Below are 22,189 nucleotides of genomic sequence, written 5' to 3'. Positions count from 1 at the left end.
GTTTTATTATACCATAAAAAAGCCCTAAAAATCCATCAGATACTAAGAAAAATCAAAGCCTAAACCACTTTTTCACTTGTGATTCAAACTTTGATTTTTTTATAGTATTCTATCTCATTCCCATTTGGGCGAGTTTGGTCTGATATTTATTTTGATCAACTAGAAGTCCTTGTCCACCATAGATATCATAAGCGTCTACCCAGTCACCAAGTTCTGGGACGGTGAGTCTTTCAATGCCATTTTGAGCACCTTCTAGGACAGATAAGCCATTGGTCAACAAGAAGCTATATGGTAGATTTGTTGATGTCATGCCAAAGACTTTTCCAAGTGCCTCTGACCCCGTAAAGAGCTTGGTTGGATCTTTGATTTGCTCAAGAACAGCTGACATGACTTGTTGCTGACGTTTGGTACGGCCATAGTCTCCCTCATCATCATCACGGAAGCGAGCATAGTTCAGCAAGGTGGATCCATTCATCTGCTGTTTTCCAACTTTGATGGTTTGGGTTGGTGACTCAGTCTCTGTTGCATGAAGGTCGTCTCCAACTGTGGCTTCTGTCAAAGGTTGACCATTCAATGTTGAGAATTGAGCATCAATCGTTACTCCGTCAGGGAAGAGGGTATCAATAGCTGTTGCAAAAGCCTGGAAGTCGACCAGGGCATAGTACTTAATATCCAAATCAAAGTTGTCTTTTAGAACCTTGCGGACCATTTCAGCACCTTTTTGCCCTTCTTGTTCCCCAAGTTCGTAGGCAACATTTAGTTTGTTATCCGTCTGTTTCTGGCCATTTACAATCTTACTGTACCCGTCGATATACACTAAGTTGTCACGCATAAAGCTGACTAGTTTAATCTTCTTATCCGATCCACTAACATTCAGCACCATGATCGTGTCAGTACGGGTTTCTGCACTATTTTGACCGATACGGCCATCTGTCCCCATGACTAAAATATTCACACCATCTTTGGTATCCTGACCGTTAAAGACCTCTACTTGAGCTGCCTTGGCGTCAGCTGGCTTATTTGTTGGATTGGCTGCTGACTGGAACCCTCTAAGAAACATGAAAATCATCCCTGCAAGCACACAAGTAATCAACAGCAAGAACCAAGTCAGTATTCGTTTGAAGCGAATTCTTCTCTTTTTCTTTTTGACTTTAGGTTGAGGAGCTACCTTTTCACGTTTCTTAGACCGGCTTCTACTGCCGTAGGTCGGAAGATCAATATCTCTACCCCAAGTTTCTTCTTTTTCTTCTTGGTAGGAAGGGTGAACTTCAGACTTGGGACCTGCCATTTTCTGTTGCAGATAATCAAACTCCCTCCGTTCACGGTCGTTGAGGTAATGAATATTTTTGAAGAGATAGTCATAACGTAACTGCTCGTGATGACTTAAAGGATTTTCTTTGCTCATTGACTCTCCTTTTCTAAATCAGTTATGGTAAAAATCGGGTAGGTCCCCAGAATCTTATGCTGGATTCCAATAGCTTCTAGTTCTTGTCTTGCAAAATGAACCAGTTCTTTGTCACTATAGTCTACATCGATAATGAAAAAGTATTCTCCCAAGGCTGTTTTAAGGGGGCGACTTTCAATCTTTGTTAAGTCAATCCCTCTCCAAGCAAAGGTCGAAAGTGCCTTGTAAAGAGCACCAGGTAGGTTGTCTGGTAAGGTCAAGGCCAAACTCATTTTTTCAGCTTGTGAGTTCAAAGGAATCTTCGGTATCTCTGCCCCTAACACCCAAAAACGTGTGAAATTGGCTTCCATTTCCTGAATATCCTCTGCAATCAATTCCAAGCCATATTCTTCAGCTGAACTTTTAGGAGCAATAGCTGCATAAGGCTGATCTGGATGTTCTGAAATAAAGCGAGCTGCATAGGCGGTACTGGCGGTTACCTCGATTTGAGCCTCTGGATAGTGTTCATCGATGAATTTTTTTCCCTGAGCCAAAGCCTGAGGATGGGAAAAAATCTTCTCAATCTTAGTATGACCAGGAACTGCCATCAACTGCTGGTGAATGGGTTGAACGATTTCTGCCACTGCTTGGATGCGAGCCTGGTGAAAAAGGTAATCCAAACTTTCATGGACACTACCTTCAATGGAGTTTTCAACTGGTACCACCGAATAGTCCACCAAGCCCTGTTCATAGGCCTTGATAACATCTGTGATATTGGCAAAGGCATGCAATTCCTCTTTGGGAAAGGCTGTCTGCACAACATGATGCGAAAAAGATCCCTTGGGACCTAGATAGGCAATTTTCATCTCAGTTCCTCTATAATTTCCTCTGGGCTTAACTTGGTCACATCTAGAATCCGACTGGCTACTTCCTCATACCAAGCTTGTCTTTCATGGAAAATAGCTGCCAGTTCTTCCTTGCTTTTGTTAAGAAAAAGTGGACGCTGATTGTCCTTATCAGCTGCGATACGTTGGTAGAGGGTTTCAAAATCTGCTTTTAGGTAGATGTTATCAGGATTGGTTTTGAGCAAGTCACGATTTCTCTGAGAAATGACAACTCCTCCGCCAGTTGACACAACTCGGTCCGTTTTTAGTAAGTCAGCTAGGACTTCTGACTCTACTTGACGAAAGGCCACTTCTCCTTTTTCAGCGAAGAAATCCGCAATGGACATGCCCAAATGTTCCTCGATTAAGGCATCCATATCGATATAGTCTGGGTCCAATCTTCTAGCGATTGTCGACTTGCCTGCCCCCATAAATCCAAGTAATACCTTAGCCATGAGTCATGCTCTCCAAATCATCAAAGAAGCTAGGATAGCTAGTGTTGATGGCTTCAGCACGGTCAAGTTCCACTTCTCCATCCGCAACCAAGAGAGCTGCAATGGCTGTCATCATGCCAATACGATGGTCACCAAACGTATTGACTCTACCGCCATGAAGGCTTGATTTCCCTTTGATAATCATCCCGTCTGCTGTAGGAGTGATATCCGCCCCCATGCTATTTAAGGCATCTGCCACCACTTGAATGCGGTCGGTTTCCTTGACCTTGAGTTCCTCAGCATCCTTAATGACCGTTACACCTTGGGCTTGGGTCGCTAGAAGGGCAATAATAGGCAATTCATCAATCAAGCGTGGAATCAAGGATCCACCTATCTCCGTTCCTTTCAGGTCTGAAGATTCGACAGTCAGGGTTGCTGATTTAGCGACTGGATCGATTTCAGTTATTTCTAGTTTTCCACCCATGGCGCGAATGACATCAATAATACCAGTACGCGTTTCATTGATGCCCACATTCTGCAGCACCACACGAGAGTTTGGAACAATCAAACCTGCGACCAACCAAAAGGCTGCACTGGAAATATCTCCTGGAACAACTACCTTTTGTCCGATCAGTTTTTGTGGTCCTTGAACTGTGATTTTTTTGCCATCCACACTTAAATGACCACCAAATTGCTGAAGCATATCTTCGGTGTGGTTACGAGTACATTCTTTCTCGATAATAACGGACTCCCCCTGAGCCTGTAAGGCTGCAAATATCAAGGCAGACTTGACTTGAGCAGAGGCAATTGGCAACTCATAGTGAATCGGTGTTAGGTTTTTAGTACCTTTCAAGTGCAGAGGAGGCAAGTCTCGCTCTGTTTGACCAGAAATGCTGACTCCCATTTTTTTCAGTGGAATCGTCACACGATCCATAGGACGTTTGGAAAGACTATCATCTCCAAACATCTCTACTTCAAAGTCTGCACCAGCAAGTACACCTGAGATCAGGCGAATCGAGGTGCCAGAATTCCCCATATCCAAGGCGTTTTGCGGAGCTTTTAAGCCATCCATGCCTACACCTTGAATCGTAATCACACCGTCTTTATCTTCTATCTCAACACCAAGGTCACGAAAAACCTGCATGGTTGAAAGTACATCCTCTCCACGCAGAATATCATAAACTTTAGTTTCTCCCTCAGCCAAACTTCCAAAAATAATCGAACGATGGCTGATAGACTTGTCACCTGGAACCCGAATACTGCCATGTAAGTGGCGAATGTTTGTTTTTAGTTTCATAGTTGACCTCATACTTGCAATACTTTTTCTTATTTTATCACAAAAAAGCCAGAAATTCCTGAAATTTCTGGCTTTTATACAGATAAAATACTATTTCAATAATTCTGAAACAGGTTCAAAGACAATTTTTTCAATGTCTGAAAGGTAAATGGACAATTGTTGCTGTTTGGCAAAGAAATCTGACAAAAGAGCGTTCTCTTGGATTTGTTTGCTGAAAGACTGCATCTTTTCTTGGAAAGAGGCGTCTGGCATTTGTCCCGTTTGCGCCATGACTTGGATTTCTTGCTGGAAAGCGAGGTAGTCTGCAAAAATCTTGCTAGCTTGTTCATCAGCTTGGATGGCATCTTTTGCTGTCTTAACCGCCTTGTATTCTGGTAATTCACGTAACCCGCGGCTAAGTTCGTTTGCACTATCGTAAATATTTGACATGATTTTCTCCTTATTTGATGACGACTGTATAGTCCGTATTTTCTGTAATTAAGCGTTCAGCTCGTTCTAAATCTTGAGCATTTTTAAATGAAATTTGTAGAATCCCATGAACATCTTCACGGTTTTCTTCGTTGATGTGGATATTAACCAAAGAAGTCCCACGAAGTAATTCCAAAATCCGCAAGATAACATCTTCTTCATCGGGAACATCGACATAGAGGTCATAAGAACTGTCCACACCACCACGCTTATGGATTTCCATGGCCTGACGTTGCGCACGCGCTTGGTTGAAAAAGTTCCAGATTTGCTCTTCATCTCCCTTGCTGATGGCTTGTCCGACCTCATCTAGGCGCTCCTTGAAATCCTCAATCCGCTCTAGGATAGTCTCGCGATTGGACAAGAGAATGGAAGTCCACATACCTGGTTCACTCTCTGCAATCCGGGTCATATCTCGAAAACCACCCGCCGCAAAGCGCCTTGCCATTTCATGTTCTTGAGCATAGACAGCTGTTTGCTCCATGAGACCTGATGCCAAGATATGGGGAAAATGGCTAATCTGTGAAGTCACTCGATCGTGCTCCTTGGCATCAATTTCAATGAAACGAGCATGGAGACCAGAAAGTAGGTCCTTCATTTCCTCAAGCGTGTCTGAACTAGTCAAACTAGATGGAGTAAAGATATAGTAGGCATTCTCAAAGAGATTGACATCTGCCGAGGCAGCTCCTGTCTTGTGGCTACCAGCCATGGGATGAGCCCCGACAAAACGAATTGACTTGCTAGCCAAGTATTCCTCAGCAACTTCCACAATGGCAGCCTTGGTAGAGCCCGCATCTGAAATAATGACGCCTTCTTTCAAGTTCAAACCTGCCAACTCCTGAATAAAAGCAATGGTCTGCTTGATCGGCAAGGTCAGAATGATGACATCTGCCAGAGGAGCAAAACTAGCAAAATCATCCGTTCCACGGTCAATTATCCCCCGCTCCAAGGCAATGTCTCTCGAAGTCTGACTGCGATTGTAGCCTAAAATTTCATAATCAGGATGATCGCGTTTGATACCGAGGGCCATCGAAGCACCGATCAAACCAAGACCTGCGATATAGACTGTTTTTGCCATAGGAACTCCTTAATAGTTCTTTGTATACTCACGGTGTTTGGCTACCGCTTCTTTTAATTCTTCTAGATTATCGGAAGAGAATTTTTCAAGAATTTCCTGCGCCAGAACCGTTGCTACAACAGCTTCCATGACTACACCTGCTGCTGGCAGGGCGGTCGGATCACTTCTCTCCACAGTTGCCTTGTAGGGTTCATGCGTCTCGATATCCACACTCATGAGTGGTTTATAAAGAGTAGGAATGGGTTTCATAACTCCACGAACAACAATTGGTTGCCCATTGGTCACACCACCTTCAAAACCACCAAGATTATTGGTACGACGAGTATAACCGTCTTCTTTAGACCAGAGAATTTCATCCATAACTTGGCTGCCTTTGCGGTAACCAGCTTCAAATCCAAGACCAAATTCCACCCCTTTAAAGGCATTGATAGAAACAACTGCTTGTGCCAATCGCGCATCCAATTTTCTGTCCCATTGGACATAGGAACCAAGACCAACTGGAACACCTCCGACGACTGTCTCCACAACCCCACCGATGGTATCACCGTCACGTTTGATTTGGTCAATATAGTCCTTGATTTCTTGTTCTCGCTCTTGGTTGACAATAGAAACTTCAGACTGGGCAGCTCGTTCTTTAATCTCAGCGATTGTAAGATTTTCAGGTACATCGATTTCCTTGCCACCAAATACTACGACATGGTTGGCAATCTCCATATCCAGTTCAGCTAAGAGACGTTTGGCTACTGCCCCAACAGCTACTCGCATGGTGGTTTCACGGGCAGATGACCTCTCCAAGGAATTTCGTAAGTCATCAAAACGGTACTTGATGCCCCCAACCAAATCGGCATGTCCTGGGCGAGGATGAGTGATTTTCCGCTTGCTTTTCAGGCGGTCTTCAATGTCCTCCGCAGACATGATATCCAGCCATTTCTGGTGGTCCTTATTGATGACATCCATGGTAATGGGAGCCCCTGTCGTCTTCCCGTGACGAACGCCCGAAGTAAAGACAACCTGGTCACTCTCAATCTTCATACGACCACCACGACCGTAGCCACCCTGACGGCGTTTCAGATCCTCATTGATATCCTCAGCTGTCAAAGGAAGTCCAGCGGGAATTCCTTCAATAATAGCCGTCAAACGAGGACCGTGTGATTCTCCTGCAGTTAAATATCTCATACGTTCTCCTTATTTTACCAAGTAGTCTTTCATCTCTTCCAGAGAAACTGGGTGAATGGTCGCTGAACCAAGCTCTGGTACCAAGACCAATTTCAAGGTGTTGCCACGTGCCTTCTTGTCATGAGTCAAAGCCTGATAAAGCTTGTCAACATCCCAGTTTTCATAGTCAACAGGTAGTCCAAATTTCTGGCACATCTCTCTAATGGACTGGGTTAGGCCAGCTGGCATGAGGCCTTTTTCCTCAGCAACCTTGGAAATCTGCACCATCCCCATGGCCACGGCCTCACCATGCATGACTTTGCCATAACCGGCCGTTGCTTCAATAGCATGACCAATAGTGTGCCCAAAATTGAGGTAAAGGCGAACACCGTTATCCAACTCATCCTCAACCACCATCTTGCGCTTCACCTGACAAGAATGTTCAATCAAAGTCTCTGCATGTTCCAGAATGCTCTCTACAGAACCATCTAGCTCCATCAAGAGAGCCCACAGTTCTGGATCCTCAATCAAGCCGTACTTGATAACCTCACCCATTCCCTCAATCAACTCTCTTTTCCCGAGTGTTTCAAGGACAAGCGGGTCAATCAGAACCCCATCTGGTTGGGCAAAAGTTCCCACCATATTTTTAGCAAAAAGAGTATTGACACCCGTCTTTCCACCGATAGAAGAATCAACCTGTGCAGTCAAACTAGTCGGAATCTGAACAAAGTGAATGCCTCGCATATAGGTAGAGGCTACGAAACCAGCCAGATCCCCAACGACACCACCACCAAGAGCCACGATCCCATCGCTACGAGTCAGACCTTGCTTGACTAGAAATTCATAGACCTTCTGAACAGTTGTTAAATTCTTTCGTTCTTCGCCTTCTAAAAAGTCAAAAACAGTTACCTGAAAACCAGCATCTTCTAGGCTGAGTTTAACCTTCTCTGCATAGAGAGAAGCTACATGGTTGTCGGTTACGATAACCACTTTTTGTGGTTGCCAGAGTTCTCGCAACCATTGACCAGCCTGAGCCAGACAACCTTTTTCAATCTGAATATCATAAGGATGATGCGGAATATCGATTCTGATTTTCATAGTAGGATCTCCTTTTCACTATTTATATTTTTCTGTTAAGGACTGCCAAATTTCTTCTGTCGGCATTTCTTTACCTGTCCACAGTTGAAAAGCTTCAGCAGCTTGATAGAGCAACATTCCCAGACCATTGACAGCTGGATTGCCCTGGCTTCTAGCCCATTTCAAAAATGGTGTCTCAAAAGGTTGGTAAATGATATCTGCGACCAAGAGAGCCTCTGGCAAATTGATACTTTCTGGAACTGGCGACGACTGGCCATCCATCCCTACACTGGTCGCATTGACGAGCAGGTCCGACTCGGCAATCCTTGATTGCAGTTCAGAAAGATCTTCTAAAGCATACAAGTCCACTTTAAAACCTGTTTGCTCCTGCAACTTGTCTAGGTAAGGTCTTGTTTTTTCCATAGAAGCTGAACGTACAAAGACCGAAATCTGACTGACCCCATCCAAAATAGCTTGTGCCAAGATTGATTTGGCCGCACCACCTGCACCCAGAAGGGTCATTTTCTTATCTGAGATTGTAAAAGAAGGCAAGCTCTTAAAGAATCCCTTGCCATCTGTATTATATCCAATTAAAGTGCCATTATGATTAACAACCGTATTAACCGCCCCAATCAAACGAGCCTCATCACTCAACTCATCCAGATAAGGAATCACTTGCTCCTTGTAAGGCATAGACAGGTTGATGCCAAACATCTGGTAACGGCGAATATTGGCGACTGTTTCTGCCAAATCACCCGCTTCAATCTCCCAAGCTACATAGGCACCATTAATAGCTGTCGCCTCAAAGGCCCTATTGTGGATAAAGGGCGAAATAGAGTGTTTGATGGGATTGGCAACAACTGCAGCTAAACGTGTATAGCCATCAAGCTTCATCCAAAATCTCCCTGATTTTCTTCATGTTTGATAGCGAAATCTGACCTGGGGCACTCGCTTCATCCAGACTAGCAAATGACCAACTCGAACCCGTCACATCTGAAGTAATGCGTGATACCTTGCCCATTTTCCCCATGGAAATGGTCACGTACTCTTGCTCAGGATTGAGTGTTTTAAATCCTCGAGTGTAATTCATCAGGTCTAAAACATCCTGCTCCGTATGAGCCATAACTGATACCTTGACCACTTTCGGAGAGAGACTGGTCAACTCAGACAAAATTTCCATCATGTTTTCAGGTGTCTCCTGGAAATTATGGTAACTCAAAACAAGATTTGGAAAATCCAACATTTCCTCAAAAACGTCCTTGTAGCTGAAATACTCAAAATCTACATAATCCGGCTGATAATGCTGAGTAACTTCCTTAATGATTTGAACATACTCTTCTGAGGAAAGTTCGATTTCTCCTCCCTCAGCGCGGGTCCGAAGGGTAAAGACAAGTTCGCGTCCTGCAAATTTCTCAAAGATAGCGGGTGCTACCTGTAAAATAGCGTCCTTTGTAAGAAAGTCCGCACGCCACTCAATGATATCGGCATCTTCATACCTAGTGGCATCCAGTTCTTGCGCTTCTTCTAAACTTCTTGGCATTACTGAAACGATTAATTTCATCTACTAACCTTCATACTAATCACCTTGAGGTAATTACTGCTTTCATCTTTTTTATTATAGGCAAAGTCTGCTGGAAGTCCGTATTGGTTCAAGACCTGATACCTTCTTCCTGCAAAACCTTTATCAATTTGTTCTGTAAATTTCTGGCGGGAAACATTGGCAGCATTGGTACTGGCAATGATAATCCCTCCCGGATTTAAAATCTCTAGACTCTGGGAAATCAACTTGTGATAGTCCTTAGCTACAGAGAATGTTTGTTTTTTATTGCGGGCAAAGCTTGGCGGATCAAGAACAATCACATCATAGGTCAAGCCTTTTCGCTTGGCATACTTGAAGTACTCAAAGACATCCATAACGATAAAACGATGATTGTCCGTGCTGAGTCCATTTGCCTGAAAATGAGCTTCTGACAGCTCTCTAGACCGTTTGGCCAAGTCGACAGAAGTCGTCTCACTCGCGCCTCCCATAGCTGCAGCAACTGAAAAGGCAGCCGTATAGGAGAACATATTGAGCAAGGATTTGCCCATGGCTAGACCGTCAACCAGACTCCCACGAACCTCATGCTGGTCTAGGAAAATCCCTGTCATCAAGCCATCATTCATAAAGACTTGATAGAGCACGCCATTCTCAAGAACAGTAAAGTAATCTGGCGCTTCCTCACCATAAACATAGGCAGACTCGTAGTCTAGACCTTTAAAACGAATCTTTTCATAAGCCCCCAAGACCTCAGGGAAAACTTCCTTAAAAGCATTTATGATCAGCACACGAATCTGGTAAACAAAGGAATTGTACCAAGAAAAGACAGCATAATCTCCATAGAGATCAACAGTCAGACCACCAAAACCATCCCCCTCTTGGTTAAAAAGGCGAAAGGCAGTGGTCAAGTCATCTTGATAATAAGGCTTTCTAGCTTCCTTGGCCTTACGAAACAGGATTTCAAAAAAGGCTTGATTGAAACGAACCTTTTCCTTGCTGATGAACCAGCCGATTCCTTTATTCTGTTGAGAAAGATAGGCGCTCCCTAAAAACTTCCCGTCTTGACTAAGAACTTCTACTGCCTGATCCGTCAGTTCAATATCTGTTAAATCACTTGCTTCCAAAAGAACTAGACCCTTAGCTAGCTTTTTTTCAACACATCTGCTGACCCTAATTCTATTCATAGCTACTATTATAGCAAATTTTGTGACAATTCTCAAAAAAGAAACCGTTTAACCATATGTACTTTAGTTTACTGAGTGTCATTTTTGTTAAAATAAGTATATGCCATTTACTTTTCCACCAAAACATCCTTTCCCTTATAATGGAAAGAGAGATTCTATTCGCTAAAAATAGACAATTTCAGAAATGAGTATAGAATCTTGCGCAAACGTTTGCCTAGTTCTAAACTTTATGGTAAAATAAAACACAACATTGATAAGCAAGAGGAAAAACAATGCAAAATCAGACACTTATGCAATACTTTGAATGGTATTTGCCTCACGACGGCCAACACTGGACGCGACTGACAAATGACGCAGAGCACCTAGCAAACCTTGGCATCAGCCATGTCTGGATGCCACCTGCCTTCAAGGCAACCAACGAAAAAGATGTCGGCTATGGTGTTTACGATCTTTTTGACCTAGGTGAATTTCACCAAAAAGGGACTGTCCGTACCAAGTATGGGTTTAAAGAAGATTATCTTCAAGCCATTCAAGCCCTAAAGGCGCAGGGAATTCAACCTATGGCCGATGTGGTGCTCAATCACAAGGCTGCTGCCGATCATATGGAAGCCTTTCAGGTTATTGAAGTGGACCCTGAGGACCGTACCGTTCAATTAAGCGAGCCCTTTACTATCAATGGCTGGACTCACTTTACTTTCGATGGTCGCCAAGATACCTACAATGACTTCCACTGGCACTGGTACCACTTTACAGGTACAGACTACGATGCCAAACGCCGTAAGTCTGGTATTTACCTGATCCAGGGGGACAATAAAGGTTGGGCCAACGAGGAATTGGTCGATAACGAAAACGGTAACTACGACTACCTCATGTATGCCGACCTAGACTTTAAGCACCCTGAAGTCATCCAAAACATCTATGACTGGGCTGACTGGTTCATGGAAACGACTGGTGTAGCTGGTTTCCGTTTGGATGCCGTTAAGCACATCGACTCCTTCTTTATGGGCAATTTCATTCGTGATATGAAGGAAAAATACGGTCAAGATTTCTATGTTTTTGGGGAATTTTGGAACCCAGACAAGGAAGACAATCTAGACTATCTCGAGAAAATAGAAGAACGTTTTGACCTTGTCGATGTTCGCCTCCACCAGAACCTCTTTGAAGCTAGCCATGCTGGAGCAAGTTACGACCTTCGTAACATTTTCACAGATAGCTTGGTTGAACTAAAACCCGATAAGGCTGTGACCTTTGTAGACAACCACGATACCCAACGAGGACAGGCCCTCGAATCGACTGTTGAAGAATGGTTTAAACCAGCAGCCTATGCCCTTATTCTATTACGTCAAGATGGGCTTCCATGTATCTTTTACGGAGATTATTATGGCATTTCAGGGCAATTTGCTCAACAAGATTTCAGAGAAGTTCTTGACCGTCTCCTAGCCATCCGAAAAGACTTGGCTTATGGAGAGCAAACAGACTACTTTGACGATGCCAACTGTATCGGTTGGGTTCGTTCAGGCGCTGAAAACCAATCCCCGATCGCTGTCCTTATCTCAAATGACCAAGAAAACAGCAAATCCATGTTTGTCGGTCAAGAATGGGCTGAGCAGACTTTTGTTGATCTCCTTGAAAATCATCCAGCACAAGTTACAATCAATGCTGAAGGGTATGGAGAATTTCCAGTAGCAGCGGGTTCAGTCAGTGTCTGGGCAACAAAATAAACCTATCAGTTACAAGTCAAATCCAAGCGGATTTGGCTTTTTAAGTAGGCAAAAAGACCTACCCAAATGGATAGATCTTTATTGTCTTACAATTTACCTGCTACTGCATCCAAGAGTTCTTGAATTTTCGCTTGGTTGCTTCCTCCTGCCATGGCCATGTCTGGTTTACCACCACCACGTCCATCAACGATTGGAGCCAATTCTTTTACCAAATTACCTGCGTGGATGTCTTTGCTCTTGCTAGCTACAAGAACGTTGACTTTGTCACCGATGGCTGCAACTAGGACAAGCACATCAGAGTAGTCTTTTTGTTTCCAGTTATCCGCAAAGGTACGAAGGGCGCCTGCATCTGATACAGAAACTTGGCTTGCAATGTAACGGTGACCGTTGACTTCCATCACATCCTTGAAGACATCGCCTGCGGCTGCGGCTGCGGCTTTTTCTTTCAATTCTGCATTTTCTTTTTGAAGCTGACGGAGTTGTTCTTGAAGCCCTTCAACCTTATGAGGAACTTCCTTGAGTTGAGGGGCTTTCAAGGTTGATGCGACGGCTTTCAAAGCGTCTTCTTGTTCGCGATAAGCTTCAAAGGCTTCCTTACCAGTTACTGCCAAGATACGGCGAGTTCCTGATCCGATTCCTTCTTCTTTGACAATCTTGAAGAGACCAATCTCAGAAGTGTTGCCAACGTGGGTACCACCACAAAGTTCCACTGAGTAGTCACCAATCGTAACAACACGAACTTCCTTACCGTATTTCTCACCAAAGAGGGCCATAGCTCCCATTTCTTTAGCAGTGTCAATATCTGTCTCAACAGTTTCTACAGCAATTGCTTCCCAGATTTTCTCATTGACTTGCTGTTCAATGGCGCGCAACTCTTCAGGAGTTACAGCTTGGAAGTGAGTGAAGTCAAAGCGAAGGAATTCTACTTCGTTCAGAGATCCTGCTTGTGTCGCATGGTGTCCAAGGATATTGTGAAGGGCCGCATGGAGCAAGTGAGTCGCAGTGTGGTTTTTCATGACACGGTGACGACGATTGCTGTCAATAGCCAAGGTGTATTCTTGGTTCAAAGCAAGAGGAGCAAGAACTTCAACAGTATGAAGAGCTTGGCCATTTGGTGCTTTTTGAACATCTATCACAGTAGCCACGACATTTCCAGCAGCGTCCAAGATTTGACCGTGGTCAGCTACTTGTCCACCCATTTCAGCATAGAATGGAGTTTCCGCAAAGATAAGAGAGGCAGTTCCTTCAGAAACAGCTTCTACTTCTGCATTGTCAGCCACGATAGCCACCAACTTAGAAGGCAATTGGCTGGCATTATAGTTGAAGACACTTTCCACTGTAATGTTTTGGAGGGTTTCATTTTGCATTCCCATTGAGCCACCCTTAACAGCAGACGCACGCGCACGTTCTTGCTGTTCTTTCATGGCTGCTTCAAAACCTTCACGATCGACAGTCATCCCAGCTTCTTCAGCGATTTCTTCTGTCAACTCAACTGGAAATCCATATGTATCGTAGAGTTTGAAGACATCTTGCCCCGCGATAACGTTTTGACCTTTGGCTTTCAAGTCAGCTACGATGGTTTCTGCAAAGTGTTGACCTGAGTGAAGGGTACGGGCAAATGACTCTTCTTCGCTCTTAACGATTTTTTCGATAAAGTCACGTTTTTCAAGCACTTCTGGATAGTAGCTTTCCATGATTTTTCCAACAGTTGGAACGAGTTTGTAAAGGAAAGGCTCGTTGATACCCAATTTTTGACCGTGCATAGAAGCACGACGGAGCAAACGACGAAGAACATAACCACGACCTTCATTTCCAGGAAGGGCACCATCACCGATGGCAAATGAAAGGGAACGGATGTGGTCAGCGATGACCTTGAAGCTCATGTTGTCGCCATCTTGTTCATAAACCTTACCAGACAATTTCTCAACTTCACGAATGATCGGCATGAAGAGGTCAGTTTCAAAGTTGGTCTTAGCCCCTTGGATAACAGCCACCAAACGCTCCAAACCAGCGCCCGTATCAATGTTCTTATGTGGTAATTCCTTGTACTCGCTACGAGGAACAGCAGGATCGGCGTTAAATTGTGACAAAACGATGTTCCAGATTTCGATGTAACGATCGTTTTCGATATCTTCTGCAAGCAGGCGAATACCGATGTTTTCTGGATCAAATGCTTCTCCTCGGTCAAAGAAGATTTCTGTATCAGGTCCAGAAGGCCCCGCACCGATTTCCCAGAAGTTGTCTTCGATTGGAATCAAGTGGCTAGGATCCACTCCTACTTCAATCCAGCGGTTGTAAGAATCTTTATCGTCTGGATAGTAGGTCATGTACAGTTTTTCAGCAGGAAAATCAAACCATTCTGGGCTTGTCAAAAGCTCATAAGCCCAAGTGATGGCTTCGTCACGGAAGTAATCTCCGATAGAGAAGTTCCCCAACATTTCAAACATAGTATGGTGGCGCGCAGTCTTCCCTACGTTTTCAATATCGTTAGTACGGATAGCTTTTTGCGCATTGGTAATACGTGGATTTTCAGGGATAATGGTTCCGTCAAAGTATTTCTTAAGGGTTGCTACCCCAGAGTTAATCCACAAAAGAGTTGGGTCATTTACAGGAACCAAGCTGACTGATGGTTCGACAGAGTGGCCTTTACTTGCCCAGAAATCAAGCCACATTTGGCGAACTTGAGCACTAGATAGTTGTTTCATAATATCTCCTTATTTACTTGTTTAATTTGATTGGCTTTCCAGCATTTCCACATAGTCAATCGCGACACAGAGGGAAATGACCAGGTCTGCATAAGAATCCTCCAGAACCGTTACGGTATAGGTAGAGGTCAGATGGAAGAGTTCCTTCTTAATTTCTGCAATCAGCTGATCGCGATCATCTAGCAATTTGAAATTTAAATCCCAGATATTGCCCTCGATACGAAGCCCGAGATTATCAAACTCATACTTATCTCGAAAGAAAGTCAACTTCTTACGAATGACGAAATTTGAACCGTTTCGTAGCTGAATAGTAAAGCGAGGAAGCAAGGTGAAAAATTCTTTACTGATTTCACTGACCTGCTCACCATAGGCGTCATAGATGGTAAAGGTCTTAGGAATTTGGAAGAAAGATCCCTCCACTTGATAGTTCACTACTCCTCTGTCATCCTTGATATCAAAGCGTTCGCCCCCAAGACGAAACTTTTGTTTCACGAGAAATGTCTTCATAAACACCTCCAAAAATCAAAAGACAAGCTCACATCACGAAGGGCGAAAAACCGCGGTACCACCTTCATTCAATGAACTTGTCATTCTCTTATTCTTATGCAATTGTCTGATTGAGTAGCATGACTTCCTACCTTAGATGGCTCGCAGCACCGCCATTTCTCTGGACTAAGTTGATTGAAAATCAATTCTCAACTTTATTATTATATCGTTTTTTGAGTTCTGCGTCAACTGGAAAAGCTGACAAGAAAGCATATCTCCTACTTCCGATACATTTTAAACTGTAGGAAGAGGTCGCTATATTTTCCTGTCCATTTATGGTCAAATTTCTCATAAACTTCCAGGTGTTTCATGGTATCAGCGTCTGGATAGAAGGATTTGTCCTCACGAGTCTCCTCTGGGAGCATTTCCTTTGCTGGTAGGTTTGGTGTTGAGTAACCTACATACTCCGCATTTTTCAGAGCATTTTCGGGTTTCAACATAAAGTTGATAAAGGCATAGGCGGCATCTTGATTTTTCACGGTTTTTGGAATGACCATGTTATCAAACCAGAGATTGCTGGCCTCAGTCGGAACGACATACTTGAGGTTAGGATTTTTCTCCAACATCTGGCTGGCTTCCCCAGAGAAAGTCACACCGATAGCAGCGTTGTTCTGAATCATGTAACCCTTCATCTCGTCTGCCACAATGGCCTTGATATTTGGAGTCAGTTTGTAGAGCTTGTCTACCGTTTCTTCCAACTGCTGAGGATCCTTAGAGTTAAGACTGTAACCGAGCGAGTTAAGCCCGAGTCCCAGCACCTCACGCGCCCCATCAAAAAGCATGATGGAATCCTTGTATTCTGGTTTCCAGAGGTCATCCCAATGCTCAGGCGCCTCATCTACCTTGGTTTCATTGTAGACGATTCCCAAGGTCCCCCAGAAGTAAGGGATGGAGAATTTATTGCCCGGGTCAAAAGACTGGTTGAGGAACTCAGGTCCGATATTTTCGATTCCTTCAATTTTTGAATAATCAAGCGGAACCAAGAGGTCTTCGTCCTTCATCTTGTTGATCATGTATTCACTCGGGATGGCAATATCGTAGGTCGTTCCACCCTGCTTGATCTTGGTATACATGGCTTCGTTGGAATCAAAGGTCTCATACTGGACTTGGACTCCTGTTTCTTCTGTGAATTTCTCCAAGAGTTCGGGATCGATATAGTCCCCCCAGTTGTAGATAACCAATTTTTGACTATCTCGACTGTTGATTTTACTATCTAGATGATGGGAAATCCCCCACAAGACAAGGATAATTGCTACAATTCCTGCTAAAAATGAATAGAGTTTTTTCATGCTTGCTCCTCCTTCTCACGTGAGATAAAGTAATAACCTACAACTAGGATAATACTAAAGAGAAAGACAAGTGCAGACAGGGCATTGATCTCTAACGAAATCCCCTTACGAGCACGAGAGTAGATCTCAACTGACAGGGTTGAAAAGCCATTTCCCGTCACAAAGAAGGTCACGGCAAAGTCATCTAGCGAATAGGTGAAGGCCATAAAATAACCTGCAATGATAGACGGTGTCAGGTAAGGAAGCATGATTTCCTTAAACATCTGAAATTGACTGGCACCTAAGTCATAGGCCGCATGAATCATGTCATCATTCATCTCCTTGAGACGAGGCAAGACCATCAAGACCACGATAGGGATGGAAAAGGCCACGTGACTAGATAGAACTGTCAGAAATCCAAGTGAAAACTTAAGCTGGGTAAAGAGAATCAAGAAGCTAGCACCAATCATAACATCAGGCGCAACCATGAGGATATTATTGAGTGATAAAAAGGCTTCTTGGTATTTCTTACGAGACTGGTAAATGTAAATAGCACCGAAAGTCCCTATAACAGTCGCAATCAAGGCTGACAGAAAGGCCAAGAAAAAGGTTTGGGTGAGGATCAACATGAGACGACCATCACCAAACATGGTTTTAAAATGGCTCAAGCTAAAACCAGTAAAACTATTCATATCATCCCCTGCATTAAAGGCATAGCCAATCAAGTAAAAGATTGGCAAATATAGGATGATAAAGACAAAGGCTAGGTAGAGATTGGCAAATTTCTTCATCGTTCTCTCCTTTCCTTGGTCACCCACATGGTGATGAACATGGTTAGGATGAGGATCACACCGATGGTAGAACCCATACCGTAGTTGTCATTGGTCAGGAAGTTCTGCTCAATGGCCGTTCCCAGCGTGATAACACGGTTCCCACCAATCAAACGTGTCAGCATGAAGAGACTCAAGCTGGGGATAAAGACAGACTGAACCCCACTTCTCACTCCATTCATAGATAGAGGGAAGATGACATGGCGGAAAGTTTCCCACTTGGTCGCACCGAGGTCGTAGCTGGCATTGATGAGATTGTTATCCATATCATCCAAGACATTGAAAATCGGCAAAATCATAAAGGGAAGCTCGATGTAGCTTGCGACAAAGATGAAGGAGAAATCCGTAAAGAGCAACTGCTGCGAACCGATTCCGATAAATTCCAAAAATTGGTTAATAGAGCCATTTTGACCAAAAATCCCGATAAAGGCATAGGCCTTAAGAAGCAGATTGATCCAGGTTGGCAAGATAATCAGCATGAGCCAGAGTTGACGGTGCTTGAGACGGGTCAAAAAGAGGGCTGTTGGATAGCTGATGAGCAATGTTACTAAGGTCACAATTCCTGCATAGAGGACTGAGTTGAAGCTCATTTTAAGATAGGTCAAGTTTTGTGACGCAAAGTAGGATTTATAGTTTTCTAAGCTAAATTGGCCTTCAATGTTGAAAAAGGATTGACCGAAAATCAAGACCAAGGGTGCGAGAACAAAGAGGACAATCCAAAGCATGTAGGGCACTACAAAGAGTTTAGAGGTTGTTTTCTTCATCTCTTTCCTCCTCGATCGCGTTAATCAGACCTGCTTCTTGCTCTTCGATTTCTACGTACTCCTCGATACGAGCATCGAACTCTTCTTCGGTTTCGTTGAGACGCATGATGTGGATATCTTCTGGTTCAAAGTCCAGACCGATTTCCTCGCCAACAATGGCCTTACGAGTCGAGTGGATCATCCATTCATTTCCGAGCTCGTCATAGGCGATAATCTCGTAATGAACCCCACGGAAAAGCTGGGTATCAACCTTGACTTGGAGCTTGCCTTCTTCAGGAAGGGTAATGCGCAAGTCCTCTGGACGAATGACAACCTCAACTGGCTCATTTGGCTTCATCCCCCCATCGACCGCTTCGAAGCGTTTGCCGTTAAACTCAACCAAGTAGTCTTCAATCATGGTTCCTGGCAAGATATTGGACTCGCCGATAAAGGTGGCAACAAAGTGGTTGATTGGCTCATCATAGATATCTACAGGTGTTCCAGACTGAACAATCTCTCCATCGTTCATAACGAAAATCCAGTCACTCATAGCCAGGGCTTCCTCCTGATCGTGAGTGACAAAGACAAAGGTAATCCCCAATCGTTGCTGCAGTTCACGCAGTTCGTACTGCATGTCCGTTCGCAATTTCAAGTCCAGCGCTGACAAGGGCTCATCCAACAAGACCACACGGGGTTGGTTGATGATGGCACGGGCAATGGCTACACGCTGACGTTGTCCTCCAGAGAGTTTACGGATGGAACGTTTTTCATAACCTTCCAACTGAACCATCTTGAGCACTTCCGCTACACGTTGCTCGATTTCTTTCTTGTCGATTTTACGCAAGCGGAGCGGAAAGGCAACATTTTCAAACACATTCATATGTGGAAACAAGGCATAGGATTGGAAGACCGTATGGACGTCTCGCTTGTTGGTTGGGATGTCGTTAATCCGTACCCCATCCAGTAAAATATCCCCTGTCGTCGCATCTAGTAAACCTGCAATGATGTTCAGGATGGTTGATTTCCCAGAACCAGATGCGCCTAGTAAGGTATAGAACTTTCCCTCTTCCAACTCAAAGTTAATGTCTTTGAGAACCTTGGTGTTGCTGTCTTCAAAAACTTTAGAGACGTTTTTGAATTCAATAATTGGTTTTTTCAATTCCTCTAAATTCCTTCTTCTTCGTAAATTAACAGATCAGGGCTCTGTCAGACCGCTACTACCTCGTGTAGGAGATTGAACTGCCTACATACATCTTCACTAACGATAGGCTTTCACCCCTTTACAATGGTGGTTATAGCAGCAACTTTTCTACCCCAACCTTATTCTTTCTCACCCAAGATACGAACTTCTCGCTCTAAGGTAACACCTGAGTGTTCCTTGACTTTTTCAATAACAGATTGGATCAAGTCCTCGTAGTCTTTCGCTGTTCCGTCAGCAACATTGATCATGAAACCGGCATGCTTTTCAGATACTTCCACACCACCGATACGATAGCCTTTCAAGCCAGCCTCTGAAATCAACTGTCCTGCAAAATGCCCCACTGGTCGCTTAAAGACTGAACCACAAGATGGGTATTCTAATGGTTGTTTGAGTTCACGTAGGTGCGTCAAGCGGTCCATTTCTTGCTTGATAACCTGATGATTCCCTGGAGATAGGGCAAATTTAGCTGACAAGACAATAGCCCCAGAATCCTGAATAGCTGAATGACGGTAACCAAAAGCCAAGTCCTTGACTGACAAGGTCTCGATTTCCCCTTCCTTGGTCAAAATTTGACAAGACTGCAAGATATGAGCAATCTCTCCTCCATAGGCACCCGCATTCATAAAGACAGCTCCTCCGATGCTTCCAGGAATCCCACAAGCAAACTCAAAACCAGTCAAACTATGACGGAGGGCAATACGTGTTGTTTCGATCAAGTTCGCTCCTGCTTCCGCTTCAATGGTATAGCCATCAACTGAAACGTTATTAAGCTTATCGCACAAGATGACAAAACCACGGATTCCACCTTCACGAACGATGATATTACTAGCATTTCCTAGCACCATCCAAGGAATATTCTCTTGATTGGCAAATTGGACGACACGGGCCATCTCATAGCGATTGCGTGGCAAAACTAGATAATCCGCTCGACCTCCTACCTTGGTATAGGTATAGGTCTTCAAAGGTTCCTTAAAACGAATATCGATTCCTTCTAGGATTTCAAGCATTTTTTCTTTTACTGACATGTCACTCTTCCTTTTTCAAAATTCATTCCATTATACCATTTTTAGAGACATTTGACGACCATAAAAAGAGCTTGTTTTATCCTTACATAAAAAAAGAGGTCTCCCCTCTTTTTATGATTTTTTCCAAAATGTAAATTTTGTCAGCCAGATAAAGACTAAAAGTTCTACGAGAAGAACAAACTCAACTAGAAGCGGATTCGCAATCCAGCCCACTTGAGATAGAGCTGGAGCTAAGTCGAACAAGGCATGTAATCCATAGGCAGCAACGAGATAAATCCATTTCTTTTGACGGACACTTTGATAGACCCAGACAGTAAGGCTAATTTGGAGAACCAGAGCAAGGACACGCTCAACTCCTAGTAGATAGATCTGCCATGCTGATAGAGACTGAACTGTTTCTAATGTACTCTTTGTAAGAAGATTCGCCGCATCAGTATTTGATGACTGTACTAGTGAAAAGAGGATCAAAAGGCTAATCAAACTTCCCATTCCGAGGTAGAGCATCTCTAAGCCTCCATGTCCTAAGCCATAAGCCCAAGCATCTCGATCTTCCAACTTTCTCTTTTTCTCCAACCATTTAAAAAAGACAAAACGGGCCGTCTCTTCAAAGAGGGCAGCCATGGCAATCCCATAAAGGACGTATAAGAAAGGCTGCTCCTGCATGAGCGGAATGGTTCCATCTTTTTGCGGATGGAGTACCAGAAGGTGAACCATCTTCTCTAACACTTGAGAAGAAACAAAAAATGCGATTGCCCCCAAGCCCATCACTGCAAGAGAGATTTTAAACCGTTTTTTGGCATACCAAGTTCCACCTACTAGAATGAGAACTAAAGCGATCATGGTGAGGATAATATGTACTGTCATCTTTTTCTCCTATTCTGACTTATCAATATCTTTCTTCATCTCGTCAACATTAAATTTAGCAAATAAATACTGGCGATCTTGGACTGGAAAACGTTGATCCAACTGGTCGACTGCCCCAACCTCGATCATTCCTTCTTTGATAACAAAGTCCATCACATGACCACCAAAGGTCAAATCATCTGAGATAAAATGCAAATGGTAGCCTGCAACACTCACACCATGGAAAATCTCCGGTGTCCAAAATCCAACAATAGTTCCCGATACATTTTCACGGCTATATTCAGGTTGGTGAGTCGCTACATCAGCAAACTTGGTATCAGGTGTGGATTTAGGAATCATCCGCACGTGCATTTGTGAAAATTCGCCATGAATCTTGATGGAACGAAAAAGATTTTCCCCATCATAGTAGGACTCAATTCGCTTTTCCAATTCCTTGTCCGTCATCTCAAAGCGCTGTCGAAAAATCACTTCTGCCTGATGAGGAACCACTGCTGCATAGGGAATAAGGGCATCCGCTGCCACTTCAACGATTTCAGGCGTTTGACCAGATCCCTTGGCTTGATAAGCCTTGCCATCAAGGACAATCAACTCCCCATCAATCGAATCAAGGGTTCCCAAGCCGAGGTCACCATGTTCCAGCAACTCTCCTACTGTCATGGTTCCACCATAGAGACCTGCCATTAGGGCACCTAGAGTATTGTATTGAAATAATTTAACCGGTTCCTGCACTTTTCTATCCATTCTCTTTCTTATCTTCTATTCAATGAATCATCATACTTTCTAAGTATACC

At 43.8% G+C, this 22,189-nt stretch carries 21 protein-coding genes; 1 reads left to right on the top strand and 20 read right to left on the bottom strand.

All coding sequences use genetic code 11. The features are described from left to right. Positions 1 to 109: 109 nt before the first annotated feature. The 11 genes from CO686_RS03095 to CO686_RS03045 form a co-directional block, all read right to left on the bottom strand. The gene (locus CO686_RS03095) at positions 110 to 1,405 is read right to left on the bottom strand and encodes an LCP family protein (RefSeq protein ID WP_049501396.1); all 1,296 of its coding nucleotides are present in this window, start codon (positions 1,403 to 1,405) and stop codon (positions 110 to 112) included. After that, positions 1,402 to 2,250, bottom strand: a complete 849-nt coding sequence (gene pheA / locus CO686_RS03090) for a prephenate dehydratase (RefSeq protein WP_000686426.1) — start codon at positions 2,248 to 2,250, stop codon at positions 1,402 to 1,404. Before pheA ends, CO686_RS03095 begins: the two co-directional genes overlap by 4 nt. Further along, a complete protein-coding gene (locus CO686_RS03085; RefSeq protein WP_049501395.1) occupies positions 2,247 to 2,723 on the bottom strand; it encodes a shikimate kinase in 477 nt (158 codons plus the stop codon). The genes pheA and CO686_RS03085 overlap by 4 nt, the downstream gene beginning before the upstream one ends. Continuing rightward, complete coding sequence (aroA, locus tag CO686_RS03080) at positions 2,716 to 3,999, bottom strand: 3-phosphoshikimate 1-carboxyvinyltransferase (protein ID WP_049501394.1); 1,284 nt, start codon at positions 3,997 to 3,999, stop codon at positions 2,716 to 2,718. The genes CO686_RS03085 and aroA overlap by 8 nt, the downstream gene beginning before the upstream one ends. Before the next feature lie 90 nt (positions 4,000 to 4,089). Beyond that, positions 4,090 to 4,428, bottom strand: coding sequence for a YlbF/YmcA family competence regulator (locus tag CO686_RS03075; protein ID WP_049501393.1), 339 nt, complete (start codon positions 4,426 to 4,428; stop codon positions 4,090 to 4,092). Positions 4,429 to 4,438: 10 nt separating this feature from the next. Continuing rightward, a complete protein-coding gene (locus CO686_RS03070; protein WP_049501392.1) occupies positions 4,439 to 5,542 on the bottom strand; it encodes a prephenate dehydrogenase in 1,104 nt (367 codons plus the stop codon). 9 nt (positions 5,543 to 5,551) lie between these two features. Beyond that, positions 5,552 to 6,718, bottom strand: a complete 1,167-nt coding sequence (aroC, locus tag CO686_RS03065) for a chorismate synthase (protein ID WP_001269852.1) — start codon at positions 6,716 to 6,718, stop codon at positions 5,552 to 5,554. Positions 6,719 to 6,727: 9 nt separating this feature from the next. Beyond that, a complete protein-coding gene (gene aroB / locus CO686_RS03060; RefSeq protein WP_000702145.1) occupies positions 6,728 to 7,795 on the bottom strand; it encodes a 3-dehydroquinate synthase in 1,068 nt (355 codons plus the stop codon). A gap of 18 nt (positions 7,796 to 7,813) precedes the next feature. Then, on the bottom strand, positions 7,814 to 8,668 hold the full coding sequence (locus tag CO686_RS03055) for a shikimate dehydrogenase (protein WP_000762462.1): 855 nt from the start codon (positions 8,666 to 8,668) through the stop codon (positions 7,814 to 7,816). Beyond that, positions 8,658 to 9,335 carry a type I 3-dehydroquinate dehydratase gene (aroD, locus tag CO686_RS03050; RefSeq protein ID WP_096753482.1) on the bottom strand — a complete coding sequence of 226 codons (678 nt, stop codon included), beginning with the start codon at positions 9,333 to 9,335 and terminating at the stop codon, positions 8,658 to 8,660. Before aroD ends, CO686_RS03055 begins: the two co-directional genes overlap by 11 nt. Next, a complete protein-coding gene (locus tag CO686_RS03045) occupies positions 9,332 to 10,495 on the bottom strand; it encodes a class I SAM-dependent rRNA methyltransferase (protein WP_001079976.1) in 1,164 nt (387 codons plus the stop codon). Before CO686_RS03045 ends, aroD begins: the two co-directional genes overlap by 4 nt. Before the next feature lie 272 nt (positions 10,496 to 10,767). On the opposite strand from CO686_RS03045, the gene CO686_RS03040 reads away from it, so the two are divergent. Continuing rightward, on the top strand, positions 10,768 to 12,216 hold the full coding sequence (locus tag CO686_RS03040) for an alpha-amylase (RefSeq protein ID WP_001181085.1): 1,449 nt from the start codon (positions 10,768 to 10,770) through the stop codon (positions 12,214 to 12,216). A gap of 86 nt (positions 12,217 to 12,302) precedes the next feature. Here the strand turns inward: CO686_RS03040 and alaS are convergent, their stop codons facing one another. The 9 genes from alaS to budA all read right to left on the bottom strand — a co-directional run bounded on the left by alaS (position 12,303) and on the right by budA (position 22,139). Beyond that, positions 12,303 to 14,921 (bottom strand): alanine--tRNA ligase, encoded by a 2,619-nt coding sequence (gene alaS, locus CO686_RS03035; protein ID WP_065371894.1) that lies wholly within the window; start codon positions 14,919 to 14,921, stop codon positions 12,303 to 12,305. 21 nt (positions 14,922 to 14,942) lie between these two features. Beyond that, complete coding sequence (locus CO686_RS03030) at positions 14,943 to 15,428, bottom strand: LURP-one-related/scramblase family protein (RefSeq protein WP_096753481.1); 486 nt, start codon at positions 15,426 to 15,428, stop codon at positions 14,943 to 14,945. Positions 15,429 to 15,685: 257 nt separating this feature from the next. Next, on the bottom strand, positions 15,686 to 16,756 hold the full coding sequence (locus tag CO686_RS03025; protein WP_000737968.1) for an ABC transporter substrate-binding protein: 1,071 nt from the start codon (positions 16,754 to 16,756) through the stop codon (positions 15,686 to 15,688). Next, positions 16,753 to 17,526, bottom strand: coding sequence for an ABC transporter permease (locus CO686_RS03020; RefSeq protein WP_000712718.1), 774 nt, complete (start codon positions 17,524 to 17,526; stop codon positions 16,753 to 16,755). The genes CO686_RS03025 and CO686_RS03020 overlap by 4 nt, the downstream gene beginning before the upstream one ends. Continuing rightward, entirely contained in the window at positions 17,523 to 18,329 is an 807-nt protein-coding gene (locus tag CO686_RS03015) for an ABC transporter permease (RefSeq protein WP_000754122.1), read from the bottom strand. Before CO686_RS03015 ends, CO686_RS03020 begins: the two co-directional genes overlap by 4 nt. After that, on the bottom strand, positions 18,310 to 19,467 hold the full coding sequence (locus CO686_RS03010; protein ID WP_000742901.1) for an ABC transporter ATP-binding protein: 1,158 nt from the start codon (positions 19,465 to 19,467) through the stop codon (positions 18,310 to 18,312). The genes CO686_RS03015 and CO686_RS03010 overlap by 20 nt, the downstream gene beginning before the upstream one ends. Before the next feature lie 161 nt (positions 19,468 to 19,628). Continuing rightward, positions 19,629 to 20,534, bottom strand: a complete 906-nt coding sequence (gene murB / locus CO686_RS03005) for a UDP-N-acetylmuramate dehydrogenase (RefSeq protein ID WP_000111591.1) — start codon at positions 20,532 to 20,534, stop codon at positions 19,629 to 19,631. A 111-nt stretch (positions 20,535 to 20,645) separates the two neighbouring features. Then, positions 20,646 to 21,398 carry a YhfC family intramembrane metalloprotease gene (locus tag CO686_RS03000; protein ID WP_000215874.1) on the bottom strand — a complete coding sequence of 251 codons (753 nt, stop codon included), beginning with the start codon at positions 21,396 to 21,398 and terminating at the stop codon, positions 20,646 to 20,648. A gap of 9 nt (positions 21,399 to 21,407) precedes the next feature. Next, the gene (gene budA, locus CO686_RS02995; protein WP_000375405.1) at positions 21,408 to 22,139 is read right to left on the bottom strand and encodes an acetolactate decarboxylase; all 732 of its coding nucleotides are present in this window, start codon (positions 22,137 to 22,139) and stop codon (positions 21,408 to 21,410) included. Positions 22,140 to 22,189: the final 50 nt, after the last annotated feature.

Source organism: Streptococcus oralis (genome assembly GCF_002386345.1).
Classification (GTDB): domain Bacteria; phylum Bacillota; class Bacilli; order Lactobacillales; family Streptococcaceae; genus Streptococcus; species Streptococcus oralis_S.
This window is presented reverse-complemented; position numbering and strand designations above follow the sequence as displayed.